The sequence below is a fragment of the Aminobacter sp. Piv2-1 genome (assembly GCF_037625995.1).
Lineage (GTDB): Bacteria > Pseudomonadota > Alphaproteobacteria > Rhizobiales > Rhizobiaceae > Aminobacter.
This window is the reverse complement of record NZ_JARKMU010000013.1, coordinates 150,410-176,225: the sequence shown is the minus strand read 5'-3', so window position 1 is coordinate 176,225 and position 25,816 is coordinate 150,410. Positions and strand designations below refer to the sequence as shown.

The following is a 25,816-nucleotide window of genomic DNA, read 5'->3' as shown; positions in this document are numbered from 1 at the left end:
CGTGCAACAAGGCCGGCATCGGGCTCACCCTGCGCATGCAGGACGGCTACGACCATTCCTACAACTTCATCTCCACCTGCATGGACGATCACCTCAGGTGGCACGCCGAACGGCTGGGGTGAGCCGCTCAGGAGATCGAAGCCAGTAGCGTGGCGAAGACATGGTCCTTCGCCCGGCGGACGGCGGCCTCCAGCGGCGCACCGAGCGCAAGGTTGGCCGCGATGGCGCTCGCCAGCATGCAGCCCGTGCCGCGCATGGTGCCGGTCAGGCGCGGCGCTTCGAACGATTGCTGCGTGCCATCGAAGGTGACCAGCAGGTCGGTCGATCGGTCGCCTTTGGCGTGACCGCCCTTGACGAGCACAGCCTGCATGCCGGTCGCCAGCAGTATCTCGGCTTGGCCGACGATCTCCTGCTCGGACGAAGCGACCGGCCGGCAGCTCAGCAATGCGAGCTCGGGCAGGTTTGGCGTCACCAGCCGGCTGAGCGGCATCAGCTTGCGCTTGAGCGCGCCGATGGCTTCAGTGTCCAGAAGTGCGCGACCCGAGGTCGAGGCCAGAACCGGGTCGAGCACCACAGGCACCGGCAGACTGCTCGCCAGCACCGCGGCGACGGCGTCTATGGTCGCCGCTGTTCCCAGCATGCCGATCTTGACGGCTCCGACCGGGCTGATCAGAACCTTCGCATTTGAAGGCACCCCCACCCCTGACCCCTCCCCACAAGGGGGAGGGGGATCTTGCGGCACGGTCACCCAGCTTTGATTTTCGATGGCTTTGGAGGCAATGGCGGCGATGGGTGGGGGTACGATGCCCGCCAAACTTGTCGGGCCAGATGGCTCCGCCGAATGCGCTGCAAACGCCGCCCGCATCTGCTCGGCAACGAGGTCGGGCGGCATCTGTTCGATGCGCTCGACGCGAGCATGGGTCTGGACCGTCACGGCGGTGACGGCGATGCTGCTGCGCAGACCAAAGGCCGACACCGTCTCGACATCGCGGACGATGCCGGCGCCGCCGCTCGAATCCGAGCCGGCGACGATCAATACATGCGGGGTCATCGCCACGCGGCCGTCGCCTCCAGCCAGTGGCGCGTGCGTGCCTCCGGGTCGGCGTTGAGCGTGATGTCGGTGACGACGGCAGCAGCGTCGGCGCCTTGCGCGAACACGCCCGGAATGCGCTCGACATTGAGCCCGCCGATGGCGACGAGCGGCACCGCGCCGACGCGCTGTTTCCAGATGGCGATGCGGTCGAGCCCCTGCGGCGCCCATTTCATCGCCTTGAGTATGGTCGGGTAGACGGGACCGAGCGCGACGTAGTCGGGCTCCGTGGCAAGAGCTGTCTCGAGTTCGTTGTCGTCGTGCGTGCTGAGGCCGAGCTTTAGACCCGCGCGGCGGATCGCCGTCACGTCGGCTTCCGCCAGATCCTCCTGGCCGAGATGGACGAAGTCGCAGCCCCCGTCGATGGCGAGGCGCCAGTAGTCGTTGACGATGAGCCGGCAGCCGTGGCGCTCGCAGACGGCCTTCGCCGCACGGATTTCGCGGCGCAGGCCGGCCTCGCCCATGTCCTTGATGCGCAGCTGCACCAGCTTCACGCCCAGAGGCACCAGGCGCTCGATCCAGGCGGCGGATTCGACGATGAGGTAGAAAGGGTCGAGCTTCATGAAAATGCTGCCATGCCGATGACGGGGGTGGAGGGGACTGCCATGTCGCGCGGTTCGAGCGGGCCGGCCAGGAATGCCTGCCGCCCGGCCTCGACCGCTTTGCCGAAGGCGGACGCCATGGCGACGGGGTTGCCTGCCTTGGCGACGGCGGTGTTGAGCAGCACGGCGTCGTAGCCGAGCTCCATCACGGTCGCTGCGTGCGAGGGGCGGCCGATGCCGGCGTCGACGATCAGCGGCACGCCGGGGAAGTGGCCGCGCAGGCTGCGCAGCGCGTCGAGGTTCTGCGGGCCGCGGGCCGAGCCGATCGGCGCGCACCACGGCATCAGCACCTTGCAGCCGGCATCGAGCAGCCGCCCGGCCACGACGAGATCGTCGGTCGTGTAGGGGAACACTTCGAAGCCGTCTGCAGACAGGATCCTCGCCGCCTCGACCAGCCCGAACACGTCGGGCTGTAGCGTGTCGTGGTTGCCGATCACCTCGAGCTTGATCCAGTTGGTGCCGAACACCTCGCGCGCCATCTTCGCCGTCGTCACCGCTTCCTTGACCGAATGGCAGCCGGCGGTGTTGGGCAGCACGCGCACGCCGAGTTCCTGGATCAGCGACCAGAACTGCCCGCCCGCCTTGCCGCCCGAAGTCTCGCGGCGCAGCGACACGGTGACGATGTCGACCCCCGATGCTCGTATCGCCTCGGCCATGATAGCGGGCGAGGGGTAGAGCGCTGTGCCGAGAAGCAGGCGGGAGGAGACCTGTTGTCCGTATAGTTCGAGCATGGTGTCAGCTCCTCGGTGTCGGTTGGGAGGACGAGGCCGATTGCGAGGTCGAGGCTGGGTTACCCCCACCCCTAACCCCTCCCCACAAGGGGGAGGGGGACTTTGCCTGCGTCCGGCCTGTCAGCGGCCATGCACGCTCCATCGGACGGGACGTCGAGGGCCGAAGAACGAGGCGATGGAGGCTAAGACTGAGGCGCTGAAGGCCCGAGCGCTGGCGATCGGCGTTCCCCTCCCCCTTGTGGGGAGGGGTTAGGGGTGGGGGTACCCTTTGCATCGCTCACCCTCCCTTCATCGGCGACAGGATCTCGACCCGGTCGCCCTCCGCAAGCGCACAGTCGTCGCGTTCTCGCGCCGGCACGACCTCGCCGTTCAGTGCTGTTGCCAGCCAGCTGCCCTCGTAGTCGAGCTCGGCGAGCAGCGCCCCGAGCGTGGGCGCGGCCACCTCGTGGCTTTCGCCGTTAACGGTGAGCTTCATGGATGAGCTCCCTGGCTGTCGGATTGTCCAGGATCATGTCGGCTGCCTGCCGTGCCATGGCGGGGGCGAGCAGGAAGCCGTGGCGGTAGAGGCCGTTGATGCGGATCGTGTTCCCATCGCGCTCGACGCGCGGCAGGTTGTCGGCGAAGGCCGGCCGGACGCCGACACCCGTCTCGACCAACTCGGCCTCGCCAAAGGCTGGGTGCAGCGCGTAGGCAGCGTTGAGCAGTTCCATCACCGAGCGCGCGGTGATCGGCCCCGCGTCGGCGCTCTCGATCATGGTCGCGCCGACCATGAACAGGTTGTCCGCGCGCGGCACGACATAGACCGGGATGCGCGGATGCAGCAGCCGCACCGGCCGGGCCAACGACACGTCACGGGTTCTGAGGATCAGCATCTCGCCACGCACGCCGCGCAAGCCCGGCCGTGCGCCGGCCATGCCGGTGCAGTCGGCCTCGACCTCCGCCCTGCCGGGCGCCTGCACGGTGCCGTAGCCGAACTCGAAGCGCACGCCCATCCCCACGAGCTTCTCCTGCAGCCCGAGCAGTGCCTTGCGCGGGTCGAGATGTGCTTCTTCGGCAAAGAACAGCGCGCGGCCGAAGCGCCCCTCGAGGTCGGGCTCGAGTGTGGCGATGGCCTCGGCGTCGATGGGCCGAAAGCCTGACGTGCGACAGCCGAAGCGGTCGAGCTCGCGCGCGTCGCGGGCAGGCGCCACGACCAGCGTGCCGTTGCGCATGACCTGCCCGGGCAGTGCCGCCGACCACCAGTCGGCGGCCTTGCTGCCGAGCGAAAGCACGGCCTCCTCGGCACTCTCGCGCTCGCACCATGGCGCCAGCATGCCGCCGGCCTGCCACGAGGCATTGCCGGCGATCTGCCGTCTGGTGTCGACCACGGTCACATCGGCGCCGCGGGTCGCCAGCTCAAGCGCGAGCGTCAGCCCGGCGACGCCCGCACCGCGGATCAGCACCTTCATGGCTGGCTCACTCCGCCGGCTCGGCGTTCTCGACCGGCATATAGAGGTCGCCGCCGTCGCGGTACTTCGCCGCCATCGCCGCAAGCCCCTCCTTCTGGGCCTCGGCGCGGATGTCGTGGGAGATCCGCATCGAGCAGAATTTCGGGCCGCACATCGAGCAGAAATGCGCCACCTTGTGAGCTTCCTTGGGCAAGGTCTGGTCGTGGTAAGAGCGCGCCGTCTCAGGGTCGAGCGAGAGGTTGAACTGGTCCTCCCAGCGGAACTCGAAGCGCGCCCGCGACAGCGCGTCGTCCCTGACCTTGGCGGCCGGATGGCCTTTTGCCAGGTCGGCAGCGTGGGCCGCGATCTTGTAGGTGATGACACCCACCTTGACGTCGTCGCGGTCGGGCAGGCCGAGATGCTCCTTGGGCGTGACGTAGCAGAGCATGGCCGTGCCGAACCAGCCGATCATGGCCGCACCGATTCCGCTCGTGATGTGGTCGTAGCCCGGCGCGATGTCGGTGGTGAGCGGCCCAAGCGTGTAGAAGGGCGCTTCGCCGCACACCTCCAGCTGCTTGTCCATGTTCTCCTTGATCTTGTGCATCGGCACGTGGCCGGGGCCCTCGATCATCACCTGGCAATCCTTGGCCCAGGCGATCTTGGTGAGCTCGCCCAGCGTCTCCAACTCGGCGAATTGGGCGGCGTCGTTGGCGTCGGCGATCGAGCCGGGGCGCAGGCCATCGCCGAGCGAGAAGGCGACGTCATAGGTCCGGCAGATGTCGCAGATCTCGTCGAAATGCTCGTAGAGGAAGCTCTCCTTGTGGTGATGCAGGCACCACTTGGCCATGATCGAGCCGCCGCGCGAGACGATGCCGGTGACACGGTCGACGGTCAGGTGGATGTAGGCCAGGCGCACGCCGGCATGGATGGTGAAGTAGTCGACGCCCTGTTCGGCCTGCTCGATGAGGGTGTCGCGGAACACTTCCCAGGTCAGGTTCTCGGCGATGCCGCCGACCTTCTCCAGCGCCTGGTAGAGCGGCACCGTGCCGATCGGCACCGGCGAGTTGCGGATGATCCAGTCGCGGATGTTGTGGATGTTGCGGCCGGTGGACAGGTCCATCACGGTGTCACCGCCCCAGCGCGTCGCCCACACCATCTTCTCGACCTCCTCGGCCATCGACGAGGTGACGGCCGAGTTGCCGATATTGGCGTTGATCTTCACCAGGAAGTTGCGGCCGATGATCATCGGCTCGCTCTCGGGGTGGTTGATGTTTGAGGGGATGATGGCGCGGCCGCGGGCGACCTCGTCGCGGACGAATTCGGGCGTGACGAAATCGGGGATGGCGGCGCCGAAGCTCTCGCCATCGCGGGCAAGCTTCGCGCGCACTTGCTCGCGGCCGAGGTTTTCGCGGATGGCGACGAACTCCATCTCGGGCGTGACGATGCCGGCGCGGGCATAGGCGAGCTGGGTGACGGCGCGGCCGCCCGTGGCGCGCAGCGGTGCGTTGCGCACCGGGAATTCCGGCGTCAGGCGCTCGGCCGAGACGAAGCCGTTGTCCTCGTCCTTGACCGCGCGGCCCTCATAGCGCTCGACGTCGCCGCGGGCGAGGATCCAGTCCTCGCGCAGCCGGGGCAGGCCGCGCTCGATGTCCGTCTTCACCGACGTGTCGGTGTAGGGGCCGGACGAATCGTAGACCGTGACGGGCGGCTCGCCGGCGCTCGGATGGACCGAAATCTCGCGCATCGGCACGCGGATGCTAGGGTGGAGCTTGCCTGGTTTGTAGACTTTTCGCGACGCGGGAAGTTCGCCAACGGTGACGGTCGGGGTGTGGGCATTCATGAGTGAGCCTCCTAGTTGGAGACCCAGTCCATGCGATGAGGAGGAGGAGAGGTTTAGCCTGGGGACCTCGGGCATGGATGGGCCCGAATGCCTGAGCCGGACAACCGGCTTGCTGCGCCTCGCACCGTCCCTACGCCAGTATGAACTGGATCAGGTTCAACGGGTCACTGCGCTGCGCGAAGCCAGCAGAATCTCAGCCCCTTGTCGGGACCCCCCTGGTGAGCCTTAAGCATGGAGGCGGAACCTACGTGCTGTCAACGGCCTTTCGCAGAGGCCGAGAGAATGCCAAAGTCACAGATGTCGGGACCCCCATTGCGGTTCCGATAACGATCGGATAATAGGTCAGCATCGCTGACATAAATTGTCTGGTGCTTGCGGTGTCCGGGGAGGACGTTCGGCCCGCAGGAGACAGGAGGAACATCCGTGACGGACAATCCCTCGCCGCTCAAGTTCCACGTGCCCGAGCCCGAAGTGCGGCCGGGCGGAACGCCCGACTTTTCCAACGTGCCGATCCCCAAGGCGGGTTCGGTCGACCGGCCGCCGGTCGACGTCGACCCCAGGACGATCCGCGATCTCGCCTATTCGATCATCCGCGTGCTCAACCGCGAAGGCGATGCGGTGGGCCCATGGGCCGGCACGCTGACCGACGAGGAACAACTCGAAGGCCTGCGCCACATGATGACGCTGCGGACCTTCGACGCGCGCATGCAGATGGCGCAGCGCCAGGGCAAGACCTCGTTCTACATGCAGCACATGGGCGAGGAGGCGGTGAGCTGTGCCTTCCGCAAGGCGCTGATCAAGGGCGACATGAACTTCCCGACCTATCGCCAGGCCGGCCTGCTGATTGCGGGCGGCTATCCGATGGTCGACATGATGAACCAGATCTACTCCAACGAGAAGGATCCGCTGAAGGGCCGCCAGCTGCCGATCATGTATTCGGCTAAGGATCACGGCTTCTTTTCGATCTCGGGCAACCTGACGACCCAGTACATCCAGGCTGTCGGCTGGGCGATGGCATCAGCGATCAAGGGCGACACCAAGATCGCGGTCGGCTGGGTCGGCGACGGCGCCACGGCCGAGAGCGACTTCCATGCCGCGCTCGTCTTCGCCTCGACCTACAAGGCGCCCGTCGTTCTCAACATCGTCAACAACCAGTGGGCGATCTCGACCTTCCAGGGCATCGCCCGCGGCGGCTCCGGCACCTTTGCGGCCCGCGGCCTCGGCTTCGGCATCCCGGCGCTGCGCGTCGACGGCAACGACTATCTCGCCGTCCACGCGGTGGCGAAGTGGGCGACCGAGCGCGCCCGCAGCAATCTCGGGCCGACGCTGGTCGAATACGTCACCTACCGCGTCGGCGCGCACTCGACCTCGGACGATCCCTCCGCCTACCGGCCGAAGACCGAGTCGGATGCCTGGCCGCTTGGCGACCCTGTCATCCGGCTGAAGAACCACCTGATCCGGCGCGGCCTGTGGTCGGACGAGCGCCACAAGCAAACGGAGGCGGAGATCCTCGAAGCCGTCATTTCGGCGCAGAAGGAAGCCGAGAGCCACGGCACGCTGCATGCCGGCGGCAAGCCGTCGACGCGCGACATGTTCGAGGGCGTCTATGCCGAGATGCCGCCGCATCTCCGTCGCCAGCGCCAGAAGGCGGGAGTGTAGCCGATGCCGCGCATGACAATGATCGAGGCCATCCGCAGCGCCATGGACGTCGCCATGGGCCGCGACGACAACGTCGTCGTGTTCGGCGAGGACGTCGGCTATTTCGGCGGCGTCTTCCGCTGCACGCAAGGGCTCCAGCAGAAATACGGCCGCTCGCGCTGCTTCGACGCACCGATCAGCGAGCTCGGCATCGTCGGTGCAGCCGTCGGCATGGCCGCCTATGGTCTCAAGCCATGCATCGAAATCCAGTTCGCCGACTACGTCTATCCAGCATATGACCAGATCGTTTCGGAGGCGGCACGGTTGCGCTACCGCTCCAACGGCGAGTTCACCTGCCCGATCGTCATCCGTATGCCCACAGGCGGCGGCATCTTCGGCGGCCAGACCCACAGCCAGAGCCCCGAGGCGCTGTTCACCCACGTCTCCGGCCTCAAGGTCGTCGTTCCGTCCAATCCGCTCGACGCCAAGGGCCTGCTGATCGCCTCGATCGAAGACCCCGATCCGGTAATCTTTCTGGAGCCGAAACGATTATACAACGGCCCCTTCGACGGCCATCACGACCGCCCGGTCACAGCCTGGTCGAAGCATGAGCTGGGCGAGGTTCCGGAGGGCCACTTCACCGTGCCGCTGGGCAAGGCGGATATCCGCCGCCCCGGTTCCGCCGTCACCGTGCTCGCCTATGGCACCATGGTCTATGTCGCCCAGGCGGCGGCCGAGGAGACCGGCATCGACGCCGAGGTCATCGATCTCAGGACGCTTTTGCCGCTCGATCTCGAAACCATCGTCGCCTCGGTCAAGAAGACCCGCCGCTGCGTGGTGGTGCACGAGGCGACGCTGACCTCGGGCTTCGGCGCCGAACTCGTGTCGCTGGTGCAGGAAAACTGCTTCTACCACCTCGAAGCGCCTGTCGCCCGCGTCACCGGCTGGGACACGCCCTATCCGCATGCGCAGGAATGGGACTACTTCCCCGGACCCAAGCGCGTCGGCGAAGCTTTGATCGAAACGATGGAGGCCTGAGCATGGGCGAACATGTCATCAAGCTTCCCGACGTCGGCGAAGGCGTGGCCGAGGCCGAGCTCGTCGAATGGCACGTCAAGATCGGCGACCTCGTGCGTGAGGACGCCGTGCTTGCCGCCGTCATGACCGACAAGGCGACGGTCGAGATTCCGTCGCCGGTCGACGGCGAAATCCTGTGGCTCGGAGCCGAGATCGGCGACACGGTCGCGGTCGGTTCGCCGATCGTCAGGATCAAGGTTGCGGGCGACGCGTCGGCCCCCGAACCAGCTGCAGAATCGAAGCCGGAAGCAAAGGCTCCCGAGCCTGCGAAAGTCTCTACTGCGCCGGCTAAGAAAGAAGATCCTGCCAAAGCTCCTGCTGTCGCTAAGGCTGCTGCCAGCTCTGCCGCTCTCAAACCTGCACCGCGGGCAACGACCGTCGGCCTGCCGCGTCCGGAGGGCGAGCGCCCGCTCGCGTCACCCGCCGTCAGGCTGCGCGCCAAGGAAGCCGGCATCGACCTGCGTCAGGTGCCTGGCACCGGGCCGGCCGGCCGCATCACCCACGAGGACCTCGATGCCTTCGCCGCGCGCGGCGCCGCCGTCCCGGCAGCCGGGCTGGAGGCGAAGACCGCGGTCGAGGAGATCAAGGTCATCGGCCTGCGTCGCCGCATCGCCGAGAAGATGGCGCTGGCCAAGTCGCGAATCCCGCACATCACCTATGTCGAGGAGGTCGACGTCACCGCGCTCGAGGAGCTGCGCGCCAGGCTCAACGCTTCGAAGAAGCCCGATCGCGCCAAGCTGACCATCCTGCCGTTCCTGATGCGGGCGCTGGTCAAGGCGGTCGGCGAACAGCCGCAGCTCAACGCGATCTATGACGACGATGCGGGCGTCATCCACCGCCATGCCGGGGTGCATATCGGCATGGCCGCGCAGACGCCCGGTGGCCTCGTGGTGCCCGTCGTCAAGCATGCCGAGGCGCGCGACCTCTGGGATTGCGCCGCCGAGGTCAACCGCCTGGCGGATGCCGCCAAGGCCGGCACCGCGACGCGCGAGGAACTGACCGGCTCGACCATCACCATTACCTCGCTGGGCGCCATGGGCGGTATCGCCACCACGCCCGTCATCAACTATCCGGAAGTGGCGATCGTTGGCGTCAACAAGATCATGATCCGGCCGCTGTGGGACGGCACCCAGTTCGTGCCGCGCAAGATGATGAACCTGTCGTCCAGCTTCGACCATCGCGTCATTGATGGCTGGGATGCGGCCGTCTTCGTCCAGCGTCTCAAGACGCTGCTCGAGGCGCCGGCAATGATCTTCGTGGAGGGCTGAGGCGATGGGTCTGATCCTCAACTACCCCCTCACCGGCCCTTCGGGTCACCTCTCCCCCTGCCAGGGGGAGAGGAATCGCGAGCCTGGCGGCGGCGAGTTTCCAGCTTGGGTTCCTCGCCCCCACGGAGTGGGGGAGAGGTGGCGAGTGAAACGAGCCGGTGAGGGGGCAATTTCTTCCGCAATGCTGGGGGCCGGACGATGAAGGAAATCTCCTGCAAGCTGCTTGTCATCGGCGCCGGCCCCGGCGGTTACATCTGCGCCATCCGCGCCGGCCAGCTCGGTATCGACACGGTCATCGTCGAGGCCGGCAAGCCGGGCGGCACCTGCCTCAATGTCGGCTGCATCCCGTCCAAGGCGATGATCCATGCCGCGGACGAGTACCTGACGGCGACCGAGATGGCGGCGGGCAAGAGTCCGGTGGGCATCACCGTGTCAGGGCCGGTCATCGATCTCGGCAAGACGGTGGCCTGGAAGGACCGTATCGTTGGCCGGCTCAATACTGGAGTTTCCGGCCTGCTCAAGAAGGCCAAGGTCAAGTCGGTTCAGGGCTGGGCGCGGTTCCGCGACGGCAAGACCGTCGAGGTCGAGACCGAGACCGGCCTGCAGGTCATCCGCGCCGAGACAATCGTTATCGCCACCGGCTCCGCCCCAGTCGAGCTGCCGTTCCTGCCCTTCGGTGGACCGGTCATCTCGTCGACTGAGGCGCTGTCGCTGAAGCAGGTGCCGCAGCAGCTCGCCGTCGTCGGCGGCGGCTATATCGGCCTCGAACTCGGCACTGCCTTCGCCAAGCTCGGCTCCAAGGTGACTGTGGTCGAGGCGCTGCCGCGCATCCTGCCGCAATACGATGCCGAGCTGACGCGCCCGGTCGCCAAGCGGCTCGAGGCGCTCGGCGTCAAGGTGCTGACCGGCGCCAAGGCCAAGGGCCTGTCCTCCAAGGGCGATGCACTCCTGGTCGAGGCGGCCGACGGCAGCGAGCAGAAGGTTGCGGCCGACAAGGTGCTGGTGACGGTCGGGCGCAAGCCGGTGACCGAAGGCTGGGGGCTGGAAGAGATAGACCTCGACCGCGACGGCCGCTTCATCCGCATCGACGACCAGTGCCGCACCTCGATGCGCGGCATATACGCCATCGGCGACGTCACCGGCGAGCCGATGCTTGCGCACCGTGCGATGGCGCAGGGCGAGATGGTCGCCGAGATCGTCGCCGGCCACAAGCGCAGCTGGGACAAGCGGTCGATCCCGGCCGTCTGCTTCACCGATCCGGAGGTGGTGACGACGGGCCTGTCGCCCGACGAGGCCAAGGCCGCCGGCATCGAGATCAAGACGGCGCAGTTCCCGTTCTCGGCCAATGGCCGGGCGATGACGCTGTCCAGCGAGGACGGCTTTGTCCGTGTCGTCGCCCGAGCCGACAACCATCTGGTGCTCGGCATCCAGGCGGTCGGCACCGGCGTCGCCGAGCTGTCGTCGGCCTTCAGCCTGGCGATCGAGATGGGCGCCCGCGTCGAAGACATCGCCGGCACGATCCACGCTCATCCGACGCAAGGCGAGGCTTTCCTGGAGGCCGCGCTGCGCACGCTCGGCCACGCGCTCCACATCTGAAACGGCGGTTTCGCGCCACCGTCTCAGCCGGTGTCGACCGCGCCGTGCTCGTAAAGTTCGTCCATGCTGAGCGAGGCCAGGTCGGCGAAGCGCGCCTGGCTTCTGGCTTGGCCGTCGCCGAGGACGACGACGTCGTCGCAGAAGGAAATGGTGCTGCGGTGATGGCTGATGACGATGGTGGTGTGGCGGCCGGCCCTTGACCGCAAGGTCTCGACGATGGCCGCTTCCGACAGGCCGTCCACCGCATTGGTGGCCTCGTCCAGGATCAGGATGTCGGGGTCACGCACCAGCGCGCGCGCCAGGGCGATGCGCTGGCGCTGTCCCGCCGACAGGTTCACGCCGCGATGGCCGACGACCGTCTGGTAGCCCTGGGGCAGGCCCATGATGAACTCATGCGCCTCGGCCAGCCTGGCCGCGCGTTCGGCCTCGGCCGGCGAGGCGAGCGCCTGCCCATAGGTGATGTTGTCCAGGATGGTTCCGTCGACCAGTTCGAGGTCCTGGCTGGCCAGGGCAATCTGGCTGCGCCACTGGACGGGATCGATCGCGCCGAGGGCGACGTCGTCCACGAGAATTGTGCCCTCGTCAGGTTCGACGAAACGGCACAGAAGGTTGACGATCGTCGTCTTGCCCGCACCCGATCGCCCGACGATCGCGGTCGAGCGGCCGGCGCGGATGTCGAAGCGCGCCGAGCGCAGCACGGGGCTGGCTCTGTCGGCGCCCGGATAGCCGAAGGTCACGCCGTCGAAGGTCATTTGCCGGGACAGGCCCTGGAAGGGCCGGCTGCCGCCGGGCGGCTGCGGCTTGTCCGACGGGTCGAGCAGCCAGCGCACCTCTTCCAGCGATCCGCTCCAGCCCTGTAACTGGCTCCAGCACATCTGCAGGGCGCGCATGTGCGGCTGCAGCCGGTAGAGCAGCACGACGAAGGCGACGATGACCGGGAAGCTTATGCCGCCGTACCACGAGCCGACGACCGCGCCGAGGAACAGCAGCGCGTGCAGCGCCTCGGTCAGAGGCGGCAATGCGCCTTGCCTGGATTGCAGGGCGAAGCCCGCCCTGCGCACCGCATCCGACGCCTGGTCGAATGCCGCCTGCTCCCGCGCTTGCTGGCCGAAGATGCGGATCAGCCGTCCGGCATTGACGAGGTGGAGCATCCGGGAGGCGAGTTCGCCGTTGCGCGAGGTGACGCCGCGGCTCGGCGCCTTGAGACCGGCGGACAGGGCGGCATGCACCAGTTGCACCAGGACGAGGCCGACCGCCACCAACAAGGTCATCTGCCAGGACAACAGCAGCAGGAAGGCGAGCAGGATGACGGCGGCCGAGGCGTTGACGATCGCCGAGAGCACGATCTGGACCGCGTCGGAGGCGCGCCAGGATTCGTTGGAGATGATGTTCAGCAGCCGTCCCGGGCTCTGCAGCAGGAAGAACGGATATCCGAGCCTGAGCAGCTGCGCCGACAGCGCGCTGCGGATGGCGTGGCTCGCCTTGCCGTAGATGTGGCTCGTGAGCAGCGCGTTGGCATAGGCGAGCAGGTTCTTGAACGCGATCAGGGCAAAGACGATCGCGGCCAGCGCAAACAGGCGCTGGCCTTCGCTGAGCCCCGCTCCGACCCGCTGGAAGACGCCCGAGAGGCCGCCCATGTCGCCGGCCCCCGCCTGGCCGACGATGATGCCCAACATGGGAATGATCAGGCCGATGCCGACGCCCTCGAGGGCGGCGCTCGCAAGTCCGAGCAGCACCACGACGGGCAGCAGGCGCTGCTGGCGGCCCATGAGGCCGCGCAGCATCGAAAATCCGGGCAATGAAGGCTGCGTCACGGCGGACCTCATCTCGGCTCGACGGCGGCTTGGCCGACCGGCTGCCGCGGGCTGCGCCGACCCGTACGCCACAGCGCCAGCCCGGCATAGCGGCAGGCGCCGCGCAGGTTCATCAGCACGATCGGCCGGTGGGAAAGCTGCAGCTCCGGATCGAATGTCGGGCCGCCTACGAGCTCGCGCAAGGCGGAGCGGAACGCCCAGTAGAAATGGCGCAGCAGCCATGGCGCGCGCCCGAGATGCTTGAGGTACAGCCCCCCGTTGCCGAGGCTGTAGCTGCGGTGCAGCGCTTCCACCTCGCCGCGTTCGCTTCGGCCGTGGTGATGGAAGACGACCATGTCGGGCACATATTCGACCTCGACGCCCGCGAGGAAGGCGCGCACCAGGTAGTCGGTGTCCTCGGCCGAGCGCAGCGGCGCGCCGACGCCGAAGCGCTCGTCGAAACGGCCGATCCGCAATGCCACCTCGCGGCTCATCGTCATGTTGCAGCCCAGCACGAACCCGCCCGGCGGAATGGCCCGGGTCAGTTGCTCCCGCTGCCGCGAGCGCTTGATGGTGAAGGGCAGGTCCCGCTGATCGCCGAGTTCGACGCGGCCGCCGCGAACGCACGGCGAGGCATCGGCATAGTGCCGTTCCAGGTCGCGCAGGTAGTCGGGATGCAGTTGGCAATCGTCGTCGATGAAGACGAGCAGGCTGCCGCGCGCGCGTTCCAGCCCGGCGTTGCGGGCGGCCGAGAGGCCCGGCCTCGGTTCCGAGACCAGCGTCATGGGAATGGTCGAGCCTGCCGCCAAGCGGGCGAGGCAGTCCGCCGTGCCGTCGCTGGAGCCGTTGTCGACGACCACGAGTTCGGCGGCGAAGGCGGCATGCGACCGGCAGGCCGCCTGGATGGAGCCAACGCAAGCCGCAAGTGCTGCCACGCGATTGCGCGTGCAGACGATGAAGCTTGCCCTGGGCGGCGGCGTTGCCGCCGTGGCGGGGACGGCCGGCCCCCGCGCAGCGTGCGGGAACATGCCTGCCGCCGGTTTGATTCGCGTTTCTGCCGTCATGCTATCCCGTCTGCAGGGCGGCCGCGGCCGGCTTGGACTTCATGTACCACTCGACGGCATCGATCTGCTTGGCGGCGGCAATGGACAAAAGGCTGAGGCGCGGCGCGGCCGCTGCGGTGCGCAGGCCGTAGCGTTCGCGGCGGCGGATGACGCCCCACTTGGATGTGCGGGCGAGGAACTCGTGGGTAAGCGCCGGCCGGCCTTCGTCGCCGATCATCTGGTAGAGGAAATAGAACAGGTTGAGCGCGCCGACCTCGTAGCTGGGCCGTTCCCGCTCCGGCAGGGCGGCGATACCCTCGTCGAGCGCCAGCAGGAATTCGGCCGTCCCGCGCACCGTTTCGACGGTCACCTCGTCGCCGATGCCGCGCAGCACGTCCGGGTTGGGCGCCAGCGCCTCGGCTGCCAGGTTCTCGCCGACGATCTCGAGATGGGTCTGCCGCATCCGTTGCCGATGCCGGGCCGTCACGCTCTCCTCGTGCTGGCGGTAGGCGAGTTGGCTTTCGACGATCATCGCGGCCGGATGGCGCTCGGCGATCCGCCGGAACAGGTCGAAGTCCTCGGCGTGCACGTAGCGCCCATCGTAGAACAGCATGTCTTGCGGGATGACCCTGCGGTTGTAGACCACCGTCGAATGCAGGAACAGCGTGAAGAACTTCGACAGGGCCCGCAGGCTGCCCGACCGGTAGATCGGGTGCGGCGTGCCGGGCAGCAGCCGGTTGCGGATCAGCGTGTCGGCGCCCGTGCCGCAAATGGCAAGCTCGGGTTGCAGCGCAAACAGTGTCACCTGTCGCGACAGGCGCGAGCGGTAGGCGATGTCGTCGGCATCCATCCTGGCAACCAGGTCGCCGCCGGCGAGCGCCAGCCCTTCGTTCAGCGTCGCGATCAGCCCCCGGTTCTCGCGCGAGACGATGCGGATGCGGCTGTCCGCCTTGCGGTAGCTTTCCAGGATGGCGAGCGTGTCGTCCGTCGAACCGTCGTCGATGGCGATGACCTCGAGGCGCCGGTGATCCTGGTAGAGGATGCTGTCGAGCGCCGCGGCCAGATAGGGGGCCGCGTTGTAGGCAGGAAGCAGCACGGAAACCAGGGGAGGGGACATCGGTTCGCCTTGGGTCGGTTCATCGGATCTCGGAAGCTGGCAGTGCTTCCGGCTGGTCTGGGCGGGCGGAAAGCCGGTCGCCTGCGGGCCAGGTTGTCCGGCGGCCGCCCGCGTCGACATAGGGGAAACGGCGCTTGAGGGCGTTCAGGCGTTTCTCGAAGAACAGCCAGGAGAGCGAGGCAGCCACGAGGGTGGCGGAACCTGCGACCAGCAGCCGGCCGGCCCCCTGGCTCGAGACGTTGAGCGGTATCCAGAACTGTGCCTTGACGGCCAGTGACAGGGCGATCGGGTGCAGCAGGTAGACACCGTAGCTGATGCGCCCCAGCGCCGTCAGCGGCGGAAGTTCGGCCAGCCGCCCGGCCCAGCCGGCGAGGCCTGTCGAACAGTTTCCGACCAGCATTGCGAGCGGCAGCAGCGGCAGGATCTCCAGCGCGATCCAGCGCGCCCATTCCTGCGTCGGGGTGGCCGGCGAGGGCGCGAACCATTGCAGGAACAGGAACGCGCCGGCGGCCGGCATCCAGGTCAGTCTCGCCCAGCGCGGCCAGCCCTGATTCTCCGACCGATAGGCGGCGAGCAGCGCACCCGATCCGAGCGCGTCCATCGAGGCGGGCGGCAGCAGGTCGCGGGCGAGCGACGGCGTTGCGGTGAAGGGCCAGTAGAATCGGTAGGCGAGCGAGAGGGCGATGACGCCGACGCAGATAGCCAAGATCGACCGCCGCGGCGCGAACAGGACGACCAGCGGCCATACCAGGTAGAACTGCTCTTCGATGCTGAGGCTCCAGGTGTGGCTCAGTACCCAGGGCTCCCAGGCGTCGCGTTGGGCGAACCAGAAATTGGACAAATAGAGCGCGTGCCAGGCGAGCGAACCGCGGGCCTGTTCGAGGTCGACCAGCCAGACAAAGCCGATCACGGCGAAGTAGAGCGGGAAGATGCGCAACGCGCGGCGGGCGTAGAACGCCTTGAGCGCGGTTGCCGGCCGGAACCTCGCCGTGTCGCGTGCATCCAGCAGCAGGCGCGTTATCAGGAAGCCGCTGAGTATGAAGAACAGGCGCACGCCGAAATGGCCCCAGTTGGAGCCTTGGGCGGCGTAGAAATGCGCATAGAGCACGAACGAGACGGCGATGGCCCTGAGCGCGTCAAGCTGGTTTTCCCGCGCGTCCCGCATGGACCGCTCCCTCCGAATTCCCGACTTCGATCAAAAGCCCGGGGGGTGCCCGGTCAAGATCATTCATGCGCGCAGAACGTCGGATGCCTGCCGGCCGGCAGTAAATCGCCGGCGATCGACACCGCGCGCGCAGGGTGCATGTCTGCACCGAAATATGGCCTCCAATTGTTTTTGTCTTCTCGTTGCAGGTCGCGCGGGTAATATTTTGTTTCCGCGCGAAATGCGTTTTCATTTTTGTAATGATTAGCAAATGATTCTATGAAAGTTCAGAAGTATTAGAAATATACTTCATGTAATATTTTGATATTGCCGGCGGTTCGCCGGATTTTCGCGCATTGTGCACTGCAACCTTGCTGTTGGCTGCGATGGGCGCTGCTTCCGCGCATCGGCGCATGGAGCCAGGCACATGTGTCTTGCCGAGGCCGTCCGCTTAGGCTAGGAAGCCGACGCGCTGGACGACCAGTGCCTTTGTTCGTTCGGGGACGGCCCCATCATTCGATGGCGCCACGCATTTGTCACTCCGACCGGAATCCATCCTGAATCATCGCGAAGACGTTGCCGGTCCGTACTTGGCGGGCCGCTGTTGCGTTCGTGGTCGGGCCAGTCGGTCCCGGACACGTTCGGTTCCGGGGGATTCCCCGGCGCGCGCCTTCGCACCATCAATCGAGCCGACCGGAGAGGCGCCGTGGCGGGACCACTAGAACAGTTTGAAATCAAGCCGATATTCACCCTCTTCGAGCTCGGGGGGCAGCAGGTCGCCTTCACCAATTCCTCGGCCTACATGGCCGGGGCGGCGGTGCTCGGCGGCCTGTTCCTGCTGGCGTCCTCCAGCAGCCGCGCACTCGTGCCATCACGCCTGCAGTCGGTCTCCGAACTGATCTACGAATTCGTCTCCAAGACGCTGCGCGACAATGCCGGGGAAGGGGGCATGCGATTCTTCCCGCTGGTGTTCTCGCTGTTCGTCTTCATCCTGATCGCGAACCTCATCGGCTTGTTCCCTTACGCGTTCACGGTCACCAGCCAGATCATCGTCACCTTCGCCTTCGCCATGCTGGTGTTCGGTACGGTCACGCTCTACGGCATATGGAAGCACGGGCTGGGCTTCTTCCGCCTGTTCCTGCCGTCCGGCGTCCCGCTCATCTTGTCGCCGATCATCGTTCCGATCGAGGTCATTTCCTACATCTCGCGCCCGGTCAGCCATTCGGTGCGTCTGTTCGCGGTGATGCTGGCGGGCCACATCACGCTCAAGGTATTCGCCGGCTTCGTGGTCAGCATGTCCGGCCTCGGAACGCTGGGCGTGATCGGCGCGATCCTGCCCCTCGCGATGACCGTTGCGCTCACCGCGCTCGAACTGCTGATGGCGGTGATCCAGGCCTACATCTTCACCATGCTCACCTGCATGTACCTGAACGACGCGATCCATCCGGGGCATTGATCCACTGCCCCGAATTCCAGCATCAGCACTCACCTTCAACCGCCGGGACACGTCCCGGCGGTTTTTTTTATGGGCTGCGGGGTTGGGGGGCGCTATTTCCGCTTCTTCGCCGCGCGGTGCTCGAGAATGGCGGTCGCCTGCAGCGCCACCAGGATGACCGCCGAGCCGGCGACGATGCGCATCTCCGGTATCTCGCCGAAGAAGATGTAGCCGGCCGCCGCGGTCACCACGATCGACAGATAGCCGATGGGCGCGAGCACGCTCGCCTCGGCCAGGCGATAGGCGCGCAGGAAGCAGTATTGTCCGGCCTGTGCGAGCAGGCCGATGCCGAGCAACGGGATCCAGTCGAACGGCTTCACCGGCTGCCAGACGATCACCGCGGGCACCGCCGTGATGACCGCCAGGCCGACCGTGTAGAAGACCATCATGACGGTGGTGTTCTCGTCGCGCAGGGCGCGTGTCTGGATGATCGCCAGCGAGCCGAAGACGACCGTGCCGAACACCGCGAGCAACCCGACATTCCAGCCGACGCCACCGGGCGCCAGCATGACCAGCACGCCGGCGAAGGCGAGGCCGGCGCCGATCCAACGCAGCCGCGAGACGCGCTCGCCGAGAAACGCGACCGCCATAGCCATGGTGACCAGCGGTCGTGAAAAGCCGAGCGCGTTGACCACCGCCAGCGGCAGAAGCGTGTAGGCGAGGAACTGGCTGGTCAGCGCAATCGCGTTGCAGGTGACGCGCGAGATGTTCTTCCACGGGTGCCTGGTGTGGCGGATGTGGAAGCGGTGCCGCCAGATCAGCGGCAGGATGAACATGAGCCCGATCATGGCGCGGATGAAGACGAGCTGGAATGCGGGATAGGTCATCCCTTGCGCCTTGACCAGCGCCGTCATGCCTCCGGCGACCAGCACCATGTCGGCGAGCACCCAGAGGATGCCCTCGCGGTTGTCCTTGCGCCGCTCCTCCCCCGCCTGGAGCGGCGGTTCGGGATCAGGCTGGCTGGACAAGATTGGCCATCAGCCTGAAGGCGCCAGGTACCAGCTTGTCGAGCTGGTGGTGCAGCACGAGCGAGGTGTGGGTGTGGCGGCCCTTGCCGATCCCGGCCGAGACGATCGCGCCCAAGAGCGGCTGTTCGTTGACGTCGTGCATCGACACCAGCGGCTGGTAGGCCTCGTCCCAACGGGCGGCGAAGTAGAGCCCGCGCTCCTTGTCCCAGCCGGACCAGTCCTGCGGGCCGATGGCGTTCGGGCCCTTCAACAGGACGTGGTCCGGCGCGAGCACCGTGACCTCGGCGCTGGGATCCGTTACGCGCCAGCGTAACGAAGGCGAGCCGATCTCGAGTTTCCTCGGCGGCGTGGCCAGTGGATCCCAACCGTCGGTCGGGCGGTGATAGAGCGTAACGAGGTGGCCGCCGTCCTCGACGAATCGGTGCAGCCTTTCGGTGGCGGCGGCGAGGTCCTTGCGGATGCCGAAGGCGAAGATGCCGACCACGATGGTGGTGTAGCGGCCGAGGTCGCCGGCAAGCGCCTTGGCGTCGAGTTCGGTGACGTCGAGGCCCATGCGGGCAAGCCAGAGGCCGACCCGGTCGGCGCCGGCGCCGACGTAGCCGACGCGCGCGCCCTCGGGCAGCTTCAGGTCGAGCGAGAGCACCTTGAGCGTCTCCGGCTGGCGGTGGACGATGCGGCCAACATGCGGATAGGAAATCGGCGTTAGCCTGAGCCCCGGCCGGCCGCCGACCAGCGGCGTGACCGTGACCAGGCCCGGGGCCGGCATTGCGGGCGCGCGAACGACCTGGCCGGCCGCCGTTTCGGCGAGCGACCAGCCGCCGCCCATGTTGAGCGCGACCGCAGCCTGGCTGCCGGAGACGCGGGGTACGACCGGCCATTCGCGCCGGCTGCCGTCGAGCGGGGCGATGATCGCCTCGGGCTCAATGGCCACGGAGCTGGCGGGCAGGACGGCGAAGGGCTCTTCGAGGTCGAAGCTGGCACGCGCCACGTGGCCGTCGAATTCGGCCGAGACGACGACATGCGCCTCGCCATTGCCGCCGAGCGCCGACCATGCCGGAGCGTAGAGCTTCGAATAGCCAGCGTCGGCTGCCACGGAGACCGAGAATGCGCGGCGATTGGCGGCAACGGCTTTGGCAGAGACGAGCGCAGGCATGACCGCTTCGATCTTGACCGAACGGCCCTCGGCCCCCGGAGCCAGGTCGACGGTTAGCGCGCCCGTCTCGCCGGGCGACAGCGTCGCCGGCGCAAGCACAGCGCGGTCGAAGATGCCAGCCGCCTCGATCAGCGCTGCATCGATTTCGCGCGCCTTGCGGTCGAGGCGGTGGCGATGGAGGTCGAGGAAGGCGGGCGATGCGTTCGCTCTTGCCCTGCCGAGCTGGCGCGCTGCCTCGCTGAGGGCGGCGATGATCGCTTCTGCATGCGGGAAGGCCGCAATCGCCTTGTCGATGGCAGCTGCCGCCGTCGCAAGCGCATTGGCGGCATCCGCCGAGAGATCTTTTGAAGTAGCGAGATCGGCGAGCGACGAGGGCAGGCCGTCAAGCACCGAAGTTTCGGTCTTGGTACCGTCCCGGGCCAGCAGCAGGTGCAGCGGCCAGCGCGTGTCGGCCCGGTCGGGCCAGTGCCCCATGCCCTGCGAGGCGTGATAGTAGCGCGACCATTCGCCGATGCGGTCGTATTCGGCACCCGTCGCCGGCTCGCGGCCCGGCGCATTGACGGTGACGGTCGCGTCCGGCGGGGGCACCTCGTCGTCATAGGTGTCGCCGCCGCCCGACCAGGCCGGCAGGTAATACTTCGCCACCTGCCAGGGGCTCATGCCTTCGGCGAAGTGCTCGGGGAAGGCTTCCGGATCGGCGGCCATGCGGATGGCGGTCTCGGCGGCGCGGGTCATGGCGCGGTGGTGGCCGTGCTGTCCCGGCACGTCGAGGAAGGTCGGGATGACGATGTCGGGCCGCTCGCTGCGATAGGCGCGCACCAGCCGCTCGACCGTGCGCATCTCGCCCCAGCGGGTGAAGGTCTGGTCGCCGTCCTTGGAGAAGCCGAAATCGTGGACCGGATCCTCCGGGCCGTGGCCGAGCCAGTGGACATCGGCGTCGAGCGCGCGGGCGGCCTCTTCCATCTCGCGCGTGCGCATCATGCCGAGCACGCCGAGCCGCTCCGGCCCGAGCGAATTCTGCCCGCCTTCGCCGCGCGTCGAGCAGGCGACGATGACGCGCATGCCGAGGCCGAGCCGGAACCAGGCGAGCAGGCCGCTCTGTTCGTCGTCGGGATGGGCGCCGGTGTTCATCATCGTGACGGTGGACTTGAGCCGGCTAAGCGCCCGGTGAAGCCTCAGCAAAGACGGGCTGGATTTCTGTCTCTCGATGCGTTCGCGGGCGGTGAGCATGCTGGTCCTCCGTATGCGTATGTCAGGCGGCTAGTCGAAAGGAAGGGGCGCGGAAGTCTCGAGCTTCGGCGTCACGACTTCGAACAGCGGCAGTGCCGCCGCTCCCAGCGCGGCGGTGAACTGTCCGGTCTGGCCGCGCAGGACCCGGGGCAGCGCACGCCTCCGGCGGCTGGCCACCGATATCGGCAACGTCCCCATGCGTCCGATGAGCTCGTCGATGACGGCGTCGGGCAGCGTGCCGCCGAGGATCACGGTTTCCGGATCGAGGATGTTCTCGATCATGGCGATCATCGGGGCGAGGTAGGTGGCGGTCTCGTCCATCCATTCGACGAACACCGGGTGGCGCTCCGCATGCAGCCGGGAAAGGTCGGCAAAATCGGCGTCGGCGATGCCCGCTTCGGCGAGCTTTTCGCGCAGCGCGTGGAGCGAGGCGTAACGTTCGAGGCAGCCGTGCTGGCCGCACGGGCAAGCCTTGCCGCGCGGTGCGACGACGACGTGACCGATCTCGCCGGCGTTGCCGAAGGCGCCGCGGAAGGGTGTGCCGTCCTGGATCATGCCGAGGCCGACGCCGGCGCCGAAATAGATCATGGCGAAGCTGGAGATCGAATGGCCGGCGCCGAAGAGCCGCTCGCCGACCGCCGCGGCATTGGCGTCGTTCTCGACGGTGACCTGCTCGCCGCAGGCCTCGGTGAGCAGGCTCGCGGCATCGATGTCGGCCCAGCCGGGCAAGGTCGTGGGACCCACCGAGGTCATGCCTTCGATCTCGAACGGCCCCGGCATCACCACGCCGATGCCGAGGAGCGGCGCCTTGAAGGCGGCGCGCACGGCGTCGAGTTCGGCGCGCAGATGGGCGATGACCTGGCTGGGGCTGGTGTCGCGGACAGGGGTGATCCGCTTGGTGCGCGGCTGGCCGGAGAGATCGAGCACGGTCGAGACGATGTGGTCGGATGCCACCTCGATGCCCATCGTCATGGCGCCGTCGGGGTTGACGGCGAACTGGATGGGCGGCTGGCCGCGGCCGGAACGCAGGCGTCCCGTCTCCATCAACAGTTTTTCGCTGACCAGTTCGTCGACGATGTTGGCGATGGCCTGCGCCGTGAGATGGGTGAGCCGCGCAATCTGCATGCGCCCGAGCGAGCCGTTGCGGCGCACGACGTCGAGCACGACGCGCCGGTTGTGATCGCGGCTGCGCTCCGGATTCTTTCCCAAAGTGACCTGATGCGTGCTGCCCGGCTGAAATGCCATTCCGCCCACCCTGACCTTCCTCGCAAAACTGATAACGCGTAAGCCGGCGCGCCTGCAATAGATTAATTCAAGTAAATTATCTTATTGACAAACGTCCGGCGACAGGGAACCGTATAGCCTAGGTGCGGGGAGGATCCGCAGCTCGTTGGAGTCAATGCTGTCGGGCGTGATCCGCCCGCATTGGATGACCCATGAATTCAAGCAAGCGGCCCGCATCCCGAACGCACGGGACGGCGCGGGCCTAGGGGAAGCAATCGCCCGATGTCCGGGAGTTCCGGCGGGCGTCTTTGGAGGTTGAAAATGCGCAAAGCGACATTGTTTGCCGGACTGATCGCCGGGTTCAGCACGCTGGCACTCAACGCGGCCCAGGCCGTCGAGATCGAATACTGGCAGTACGTCTTCGACACCCGCGTCAAGGCGATGGACCAGCTGATCGAGAATTTCGAGAAGGCCAATCCCGACATCACCGTCAAGCAGACGACCTTCCCCTATGCCGACTACCAGACCCGCGTGATCGCGGCCAAGATGGGCGGCCAGGGCCCGGACGTCATGCAGCTGTTCTATGGCTGGCTCGACAAGTTCGTTGCCGGCGGCCTGCTGCAGCCGCTGCCGACCGACGCCTTCCCGCACGACAAGATCGAAGGCGAATTCTTCCCGATCGTCAGCGCCATGAAGCGCGGCGACGACTATTACGGCCTGCCGACTGCCGTGCGCTCTCTGGCGCTGTTCTACAACAAGAAGCTGTTCACCGAGGCCGGCCTCGACCCGGCCAACCCGCCGAAGACCCTGGACGAGTTCGTCGCGGCGGCCGAGAAGATCACCAAGCGCGATGCCAGCGGCAACCTCCTGGTCGCCGGTTCGACCCTCGACATGGGCGGGCAGGATCACCAGTGGTGGCGCGAGGTTCTGATCCGTCAGTTCGGCGGCGAGCCCTACACCGACGGCGACCGCAAGGTGGCCTACAACACCGAGGCCGGCGAAAAGGCGCTCAAGTTCTACACCTCGCTGCAGCTCGAGAAGAAGATCGGCCAGGCCGGCTTCATGGACGAAGGCCAGGCGGCGTTCCGCGGCGGCATGGCCGGCATGACCATCGACGGTACCTTCCGTCTCGGCGCCTTCAAGTCGATCGAGGGCTTCGAATGGGGCGTGACCGAGCTTCCGGCCAATGCCGAGGGCGTGCGCTCCAACTATGCCAGCTACTTCGCCAACGGCATCAGCGCCACCACCAGCGGCGAGAAGCTCGAGGCGGCCAAGAAGTTCCTGGCCTACATCTCGTCGCCCGAGGCCATGGACGTCTGGCTGAAGACGGTCGGCGAGCTGCCGGCGCGCCGTTCGGCGGCGATGACCGAGGCCAACCTTGCCGACCCGATCTACGGTCCGTTCCTCAAGGGCCTCGAATACGCCCGCACCACCATGTTCGTGGACGAGGCGGCCCAGCGCCAGAACACCATCGACATGACCAACCGCATCCTGCTCGAAGGCCAGTCGGTGAAGGATTCGCTGGCTCAGGGTGCCGCCGCCGAACAGGCGATCATCGACGCCGCAGCCAAGTAAGGCAGGGCATCAATGACTGTGGCAGCGGATCGAGAGGGGGCGGCGGTGAGCCGCCCCGGCGGGACCTTCTGGGACCGTCGTTCCATGCGGACGAAGCGGCTGGTATGGGTGTGGAGCTTCCTCGCCGTGCCGATCCTGTTCTATTCGGTCATCCGCTTCTATCCGACGATCGAGGCCTTCTGGCTCTCGCTCACCAACTGGGATCTCCTGAAGCCGCCACAGTTCATCGGGCTGGCGAACTACCAGAAGCTGTTCGCCGACCCGCAATTCTGGAAGGTGTTCAAGAACACCTTCGCCTATCTCGTCATCGGCACCCCGATCAGCCTGCTGCTGTCGTTCGTCATCGCGTTCTATCTCGACCGCGTGCGCTTCATGCACGGGCTGATCCGCGGCATGTACTTCCTGCCCTATCTCACCACCGCCGCGGCCATGGCCTGGGTGTGGCGCTGGTTCTACCAGCCGCCGCCGATCGGCGTGATCAACAACGCGCTCGGCACCATCGGCATGCCACAGCAGCAGTTCATCCGCTCGGTCGACCAGGCGCTGCCGTCGATCATGGTCACCGCCATCTGGGCCGGCCTCGGCTTCCAGATCATCATCTTCATGGCCGGCCTGCGCGCCATCCCCAACACCTTCTATGAGGCCGCGCGCATCGACGGCCTCGGTGAATGGGCGATCCTGCGCAAGATCACGCTGCCGCTGCTCAAGCCCACCACCGTGTTCCTGGTGGTGTTCTCGTCGATCGGCTTCCTGCGCATCTTCGACCAGGTCTACAACATGACGACCAACGACCCGGGCGGCCCGCTCGGATCGACCAAGCCGCTCGTGCTGATGATCTACCAGACCGCCTTCTCCTCCTATGCGATGGGTTATGCGGCGGCGCAGACGGTCGTGCTGTTCTCCATCCTGCTGTGCGTGTCGCTGTTGCAGCTCTGGATCCTGAGGGAAAAGAAATGAGCGCCGTCACCCAACCCCCGGCGCTGTCACACGCCAATCTTCGCCCCGGCCGCATCATCGCCTGGACGCTGCTGTTCATCGGCGGCCTGATCATGGTGACGCCGCTGGTCTTCATGTTCTCGACGTCGCTGAAGACGGCCGGCCAGGTCTACGACCTGCGCCTGATCCCCGCCGCACCGACGCTGCAGAACTACATCGCCATCCTCGCCGACGGGCGCTTCGTGCGCTGGTTCATGAACTCGATGATCGTGGCCGTCGCCGTCACCGTCTCCAACGTGTTCTTCGACAGCCTCGTCGGCTACACGCTCGCCAAGTTCGAGTTCCGCGGCCGCTACTTCATCTTCCTCGCCATCCTGTCGACGCTGATGATCCCGACCGAGATGCTGGTCATCCCGTGGTACCTGATGTCGGCCAAGCTCGGCTGGCTGGACAGCTACTGGGGCATCATGTTCCCCGGCATGATGACGGCCTTCGGCACCTTCCTGATGAAGCAGTTCTTCGAGAGCGTGCCCAACGACTTCCTGGAAGCCGCGCGCGTCGACGGCCTCAACGAGTTCCAGATCTGGTGGAAGGTGGCGATGCCGCTGGTGACGCCGGCGCTCTCGGCGCTCGCCATCTTCACCTTCCTCGGCAACTGGACGGCGTTCTTCTGGCCGCTGATCGTCACCACCAGCCGCGAGCTCTACACGCTGCCGGTGGGCCTCTCGAGCTTCGCCGTCGAACAGTCCATCCAGTGGGAGATGATCATGACGGGCGCGGCGATCGCCACCCTGCCGACGCTGGTCGTCTTCCTCGTGCTCCAGCGCTACATCGTCCGCGGCGTCATGCTCGCCGGGCTCAAGGGATAG

Annotated in this window: 21 protein-coding genes, 1 pseudogene and 1 riboswitch; of the genes and pseudogenes, 9 read left to right on the top strand and 13 right to left on the bottom strand. The window is 66.8% G+C overall.

All coding sequences use genetic code 11. The annotated features are described in order from the left end of the window. Positions 1-122, top strand: a pseudogene (locus AmiPiv_RS21750) (S-formylglutathione hydrolase); the annotation flags it as partial. 5 nt (positions 123-127) lie between these two features. On the opposite strand, the gene AmiPiv_RS21745 reads toward AmiPiv_RS21750, so the two are convergent. The 6 genes from AmiPiv_RS21745 to thiC all read right to left on the bottom strand — a co-directional run bounded on the left by AmiPiv_RS21745 (position 128) and on the right by thiC (position 5,690). Continuing rightward, positions 128-1,051, bottom strand: a complete 924-nt coding sequence (locus AmiPiv_RS21745) for a hydroxymethylpyrimidine/phosphomethylpyrimidine kinase (RefSeq protein WP_340040779.1) — start codon at positions 1,049-1,051, stop codon at positions 128-130. After that, positions 1,048-1,653, bottom strand: a complete 606-nt coding sequence (locus AmiPiv_RS21740; protein ID WP_340040758.1) for a thiamine phosphate synthase — start codon at positions 1,651-1,653, stop codon at positions 1,048-1,050. The genes AmiPiv_RS21745 and AmiPiv_RS21740 overlap by 4 nt, the downstream gene beginning before the upstream one ends. Continuing rightward, positions 1,650-2,423 (bottom strand): thiazole synthase, encoded by a 774-nt coding sequence (locus AmiPiv_RS21735; RefSeq protein WP_340040756.1) that lies wholly within the window; start codon positions 2,421-2,423, stop codon positions 1,650-1,652. The genes AmiPiv_RS21740 and AmiPiv_RS21735 overlap by 4 nt, the downstream gene beginning before the upstream one ends. A gap of 277 nt (positions 2,424-2,700) precedes the next feature. Next, positions 2,701-2,898, bottom strand: coding sequence for a sulfur carrier protein ThiS (thiS, locus tag AmiPiv_RS21730; protein WP_340040754.1), 198 nt, complete (start codon positions 2,896-2,898; stop codon positions 2,701-2,703). Then, the gene (thiO, locus tag AmiPiv_RS21725) at positions 2,882-3,871 is read right to left on the bottom strand and encodes a glycine oxidase ThiO (protein WP_340040752.1); all 990 of its coding nucleotides are present in this window, start codon (positions 3,869-3,871) and stop codon (positions 2,882-2,884) included. The genes thiS and thiO overlap by 17 nt, the downstream gene beginning before the upstream one ends. Before the next feature lie 7 nt (positions 3,872-3,878). Beyond that, positions 3,879-5,690, bottom strand: coding sequence for a phosphomethylpyrimidine synthase ThiC (gene thiC / locus AmiPiv_RS21720; protein WP_340040750.1), 1,812 nt, complete (start codon positions 5,688-5,690; stop codon positions 3,879-3,881). Positions 5,691-5,799: 109 nt separating this feature from the next. Continuing rightward, a riboswitch (TPP riboswitch) is annotated at positions 5,800-5,917 on the bottom strand. 196 nt (positions 5,918-6,113) lie between these two features. Here thiC and AmiPiv_RS21715 point away from each other — a divergent pair. The 4 genes from AmiPiv_RS21715 to lpdA all read left to right on the top strand — a co-directional run bounded on the left by AmiPiv_RS21715 (position 6,114) and on the right by lpdA (position 11,269). Continuing rightward, entirely contained in the window at positions 6,114-7,349 is a 1,236-nt protein-coding gene (locus AmiPiv_RS21715; protein ID WP_340040748.1) for a 3-methyl-2-oxobutanoate dehydrogenase (2-methylpropanoyl-transferring) subunit alpha, read from the top strand. Positions 7,350-7,352: 3 nt separating this feature from the next. Then, entirely contained in the window at positions 7,353-8,366 is a 1,014-nt protein-coding gene (locus AmiPiv_RS21710; RefSeq protein WP_340040746.1) for an alpha-ketoacid dehydrogenase subunit beta, read from the top strand. 2 nt (positions 8,367-8,368) lie between these two features. Continuing rightward, positions 8,369-9,673 carry a dihydrolipoamide acetyltransferase family protein gene (locus AmiPiv_RS21705; protein ID WP_340040744.1) on the top strand — a complete coding sequence of 435 codons (1,305 nt, stop codon included), beginning with the start codon at positions 8,369-8,371 and terminating at the stop codon, positions 9,671-9,673. Between the two features lie 198 nt (positions 9,674-9,871). Then, the gene (gene lpdA / locus AmiPiv_RS21700; protein WP_340040742.1) at positions 9,872-11,269 is read left to right on the top strand and encodes a dihydrolipoyl dehydrogenase; all 1,398 of its coding nucleotides are present in this window, start codon (positions 9,872-9,874) and stop codon (positions 11,267-11,269) included. A 23-nt stretch (positions 11,270-11,292) separates the two neighbouring features. Here the strand turns inward: lpdA and AmiPiv_RS21695 are convergent, their stop codons facing one another. The 4 genes from AmiPiv_RS21695 to AmiPiv_RS21680 are packed head-to-tail and all read right to left on the bottom strand — an operon-like array spanning position 11,293 to position 16,387. Further along, positions 11,293-13,095: an ABC transporter ATP-binding protein gene (locus AmiPiv_RS21695; RefSeq protein WP_445206990.1), complete on the bottom strand. Its 1,803-nt coding sequence runs from the start codon at positions 13,093-13,095 to the stop codon at positions 11,293-11,295. Continuing rightward, entirely contained in the window at positions 13,092-14,090 is a 999-nt protein-coding gene (locus AmiPiv_RS21690) for a glycosyltransferase family 2 protein (protein ID WP_340040738.1), read from the bottom strand. The genes AmiPiv_RS21695 and AmiPiv_RS21690 overlap by 4 nt, the downstream gene beginning before the upstream one ends. Before the next feature lie 37 nt (positions 14,091-14,127). Further along, positions 14,128-15,222 (bottom strand): glycosyltransferase family 2 protein, encoded by a 1,095-nt coding sequence (locus tag AmiPiv_RS21685; protein ID WP_340040736.1) that lies wholly within the window; start codon positions 15,220-15,222, stop codon positions 14,128-14,130. 19 nt (positions 15,223-15,241) lie between these two features. Beyond that, positions 15,242-16,387 carry an acyltransferase family protein gene (locus tag AmiPiv_RS21680; RefSeq protein ID WP_340040734.1) on the bottom strand — a complete coding sequence of 382 codons (1,146 nt, stop codon included), beginning with the start codon at positions 16,385-16,387 and terminating at the stop codon, positions 15,242-15,244. 685 nt (positions 16,388-17,072) lie between these two features. On the opposite strand from AmiPiv_RS21680, the gene AmiPiv_RS21675 reads away from it, so the two are divergent. After that, on the top strand, positions 17,073-17,822 hold the full coding sequence (locus tag AmiPiv_RS21675; RefSeq protein WP_340040732.1) for a F0F1 ATP synthase subunit A: 750 nt from the start codon (positions 17,073-17,075) through the stop codon (positions 17,820-17,822). A gap of 92 nt (positions 17,823-17,914) precedes the next feature. Here AmiPiv_RS21675 and AmiPiv_RS21670 read toward each other — a convergent pair whose 3' ends face one another. Genes AmiPiv_RS21670 through AmiPiv_RS21660 form a run of 3 tightly spaced genes read right to left on the bottom strand, consistent with a single transcriptional unit; the run spans position 17,915 to position 22,457 of the window. Further along, entirely contained in the window at positions 17,915-18,829 is a 915-nt protein-coding gene (locus AmiPiv_RS21670) for a DMT family transporter (RefSeq protein ID WP_445206989.1), read from the bottom strand. Beyond that, entirely contained in the window at positions 18,813-21,212 is a 2,400-nt protein-coding gene (locus tag AmiPiv_RS21665) for a PIG-L family deacetylase (protein WP_340040730.1), read from the bottom strand. The genes AmiPiv_RS21670 and AmiPiv_RS21665 overlap by 17 nt, the downstream gene beginning before the upstream one ends. Before the next feature lie 30 nt (positions 21,213-21,242). Then, complete coding sequence (locus tag AmiPiv_RS21660) at positions 21,243-22,457, bottom strand: ROK family protein (RefSeq protein WP_340040728.1); 1,215 nt, start codon at positions 22,455-22,457, stop codon at positions 21,243-21,245. A 300-nt stretch (positions 22,458-22,757) separates the two neighbouring features. On the opposite strand from AmiPiv_RS21660, the gene AmiPiv_RS21655 reads away from it, so the two are divergent. Genes AmiPiv_RS21655 through AmiPiv_RS21645 form a run of 3 tightly spaced genes read left to right on the top strand, consistent with a single transcriptional unit; the run spans position 22,758 to position 25,816 of the window. After that, positions 22,758-24,011, top strand: a complete 1,254-nt coding sequence (locus AmiPiv_RS21655; protein ID WP_340040726.1) for an extracellular solute-binding protein — start codon at positions 22,758-22,760, stop codon at positions 24,009-24,011. 12 nt (positions 24,012-24,023) lie between these two features. Beyond that, a complete protein-coding gene (locus AmiPiv_RS21650; protein WP_445206988.1) occupies positions 24,024-24,968 on the top strand; it encodes a carbohydrate ABC transporter permease in 945 nt (314 codons plus the stop codon). Beyond that, complete coding sequence (locus tag AmiPiv_RS21645) at positions 24,965-25,816, top strand: carbohydrate ABC transporter permease (RefSeq protein WP_340040724.1); 852 nt, start codon at positions 24,965-24,967, stop codon at positions 25,814-25,816. Before AmiPiv_RS21650 ends, AmiPiv_RS21645 begins: the two co-directional genes overlap by 4 nt.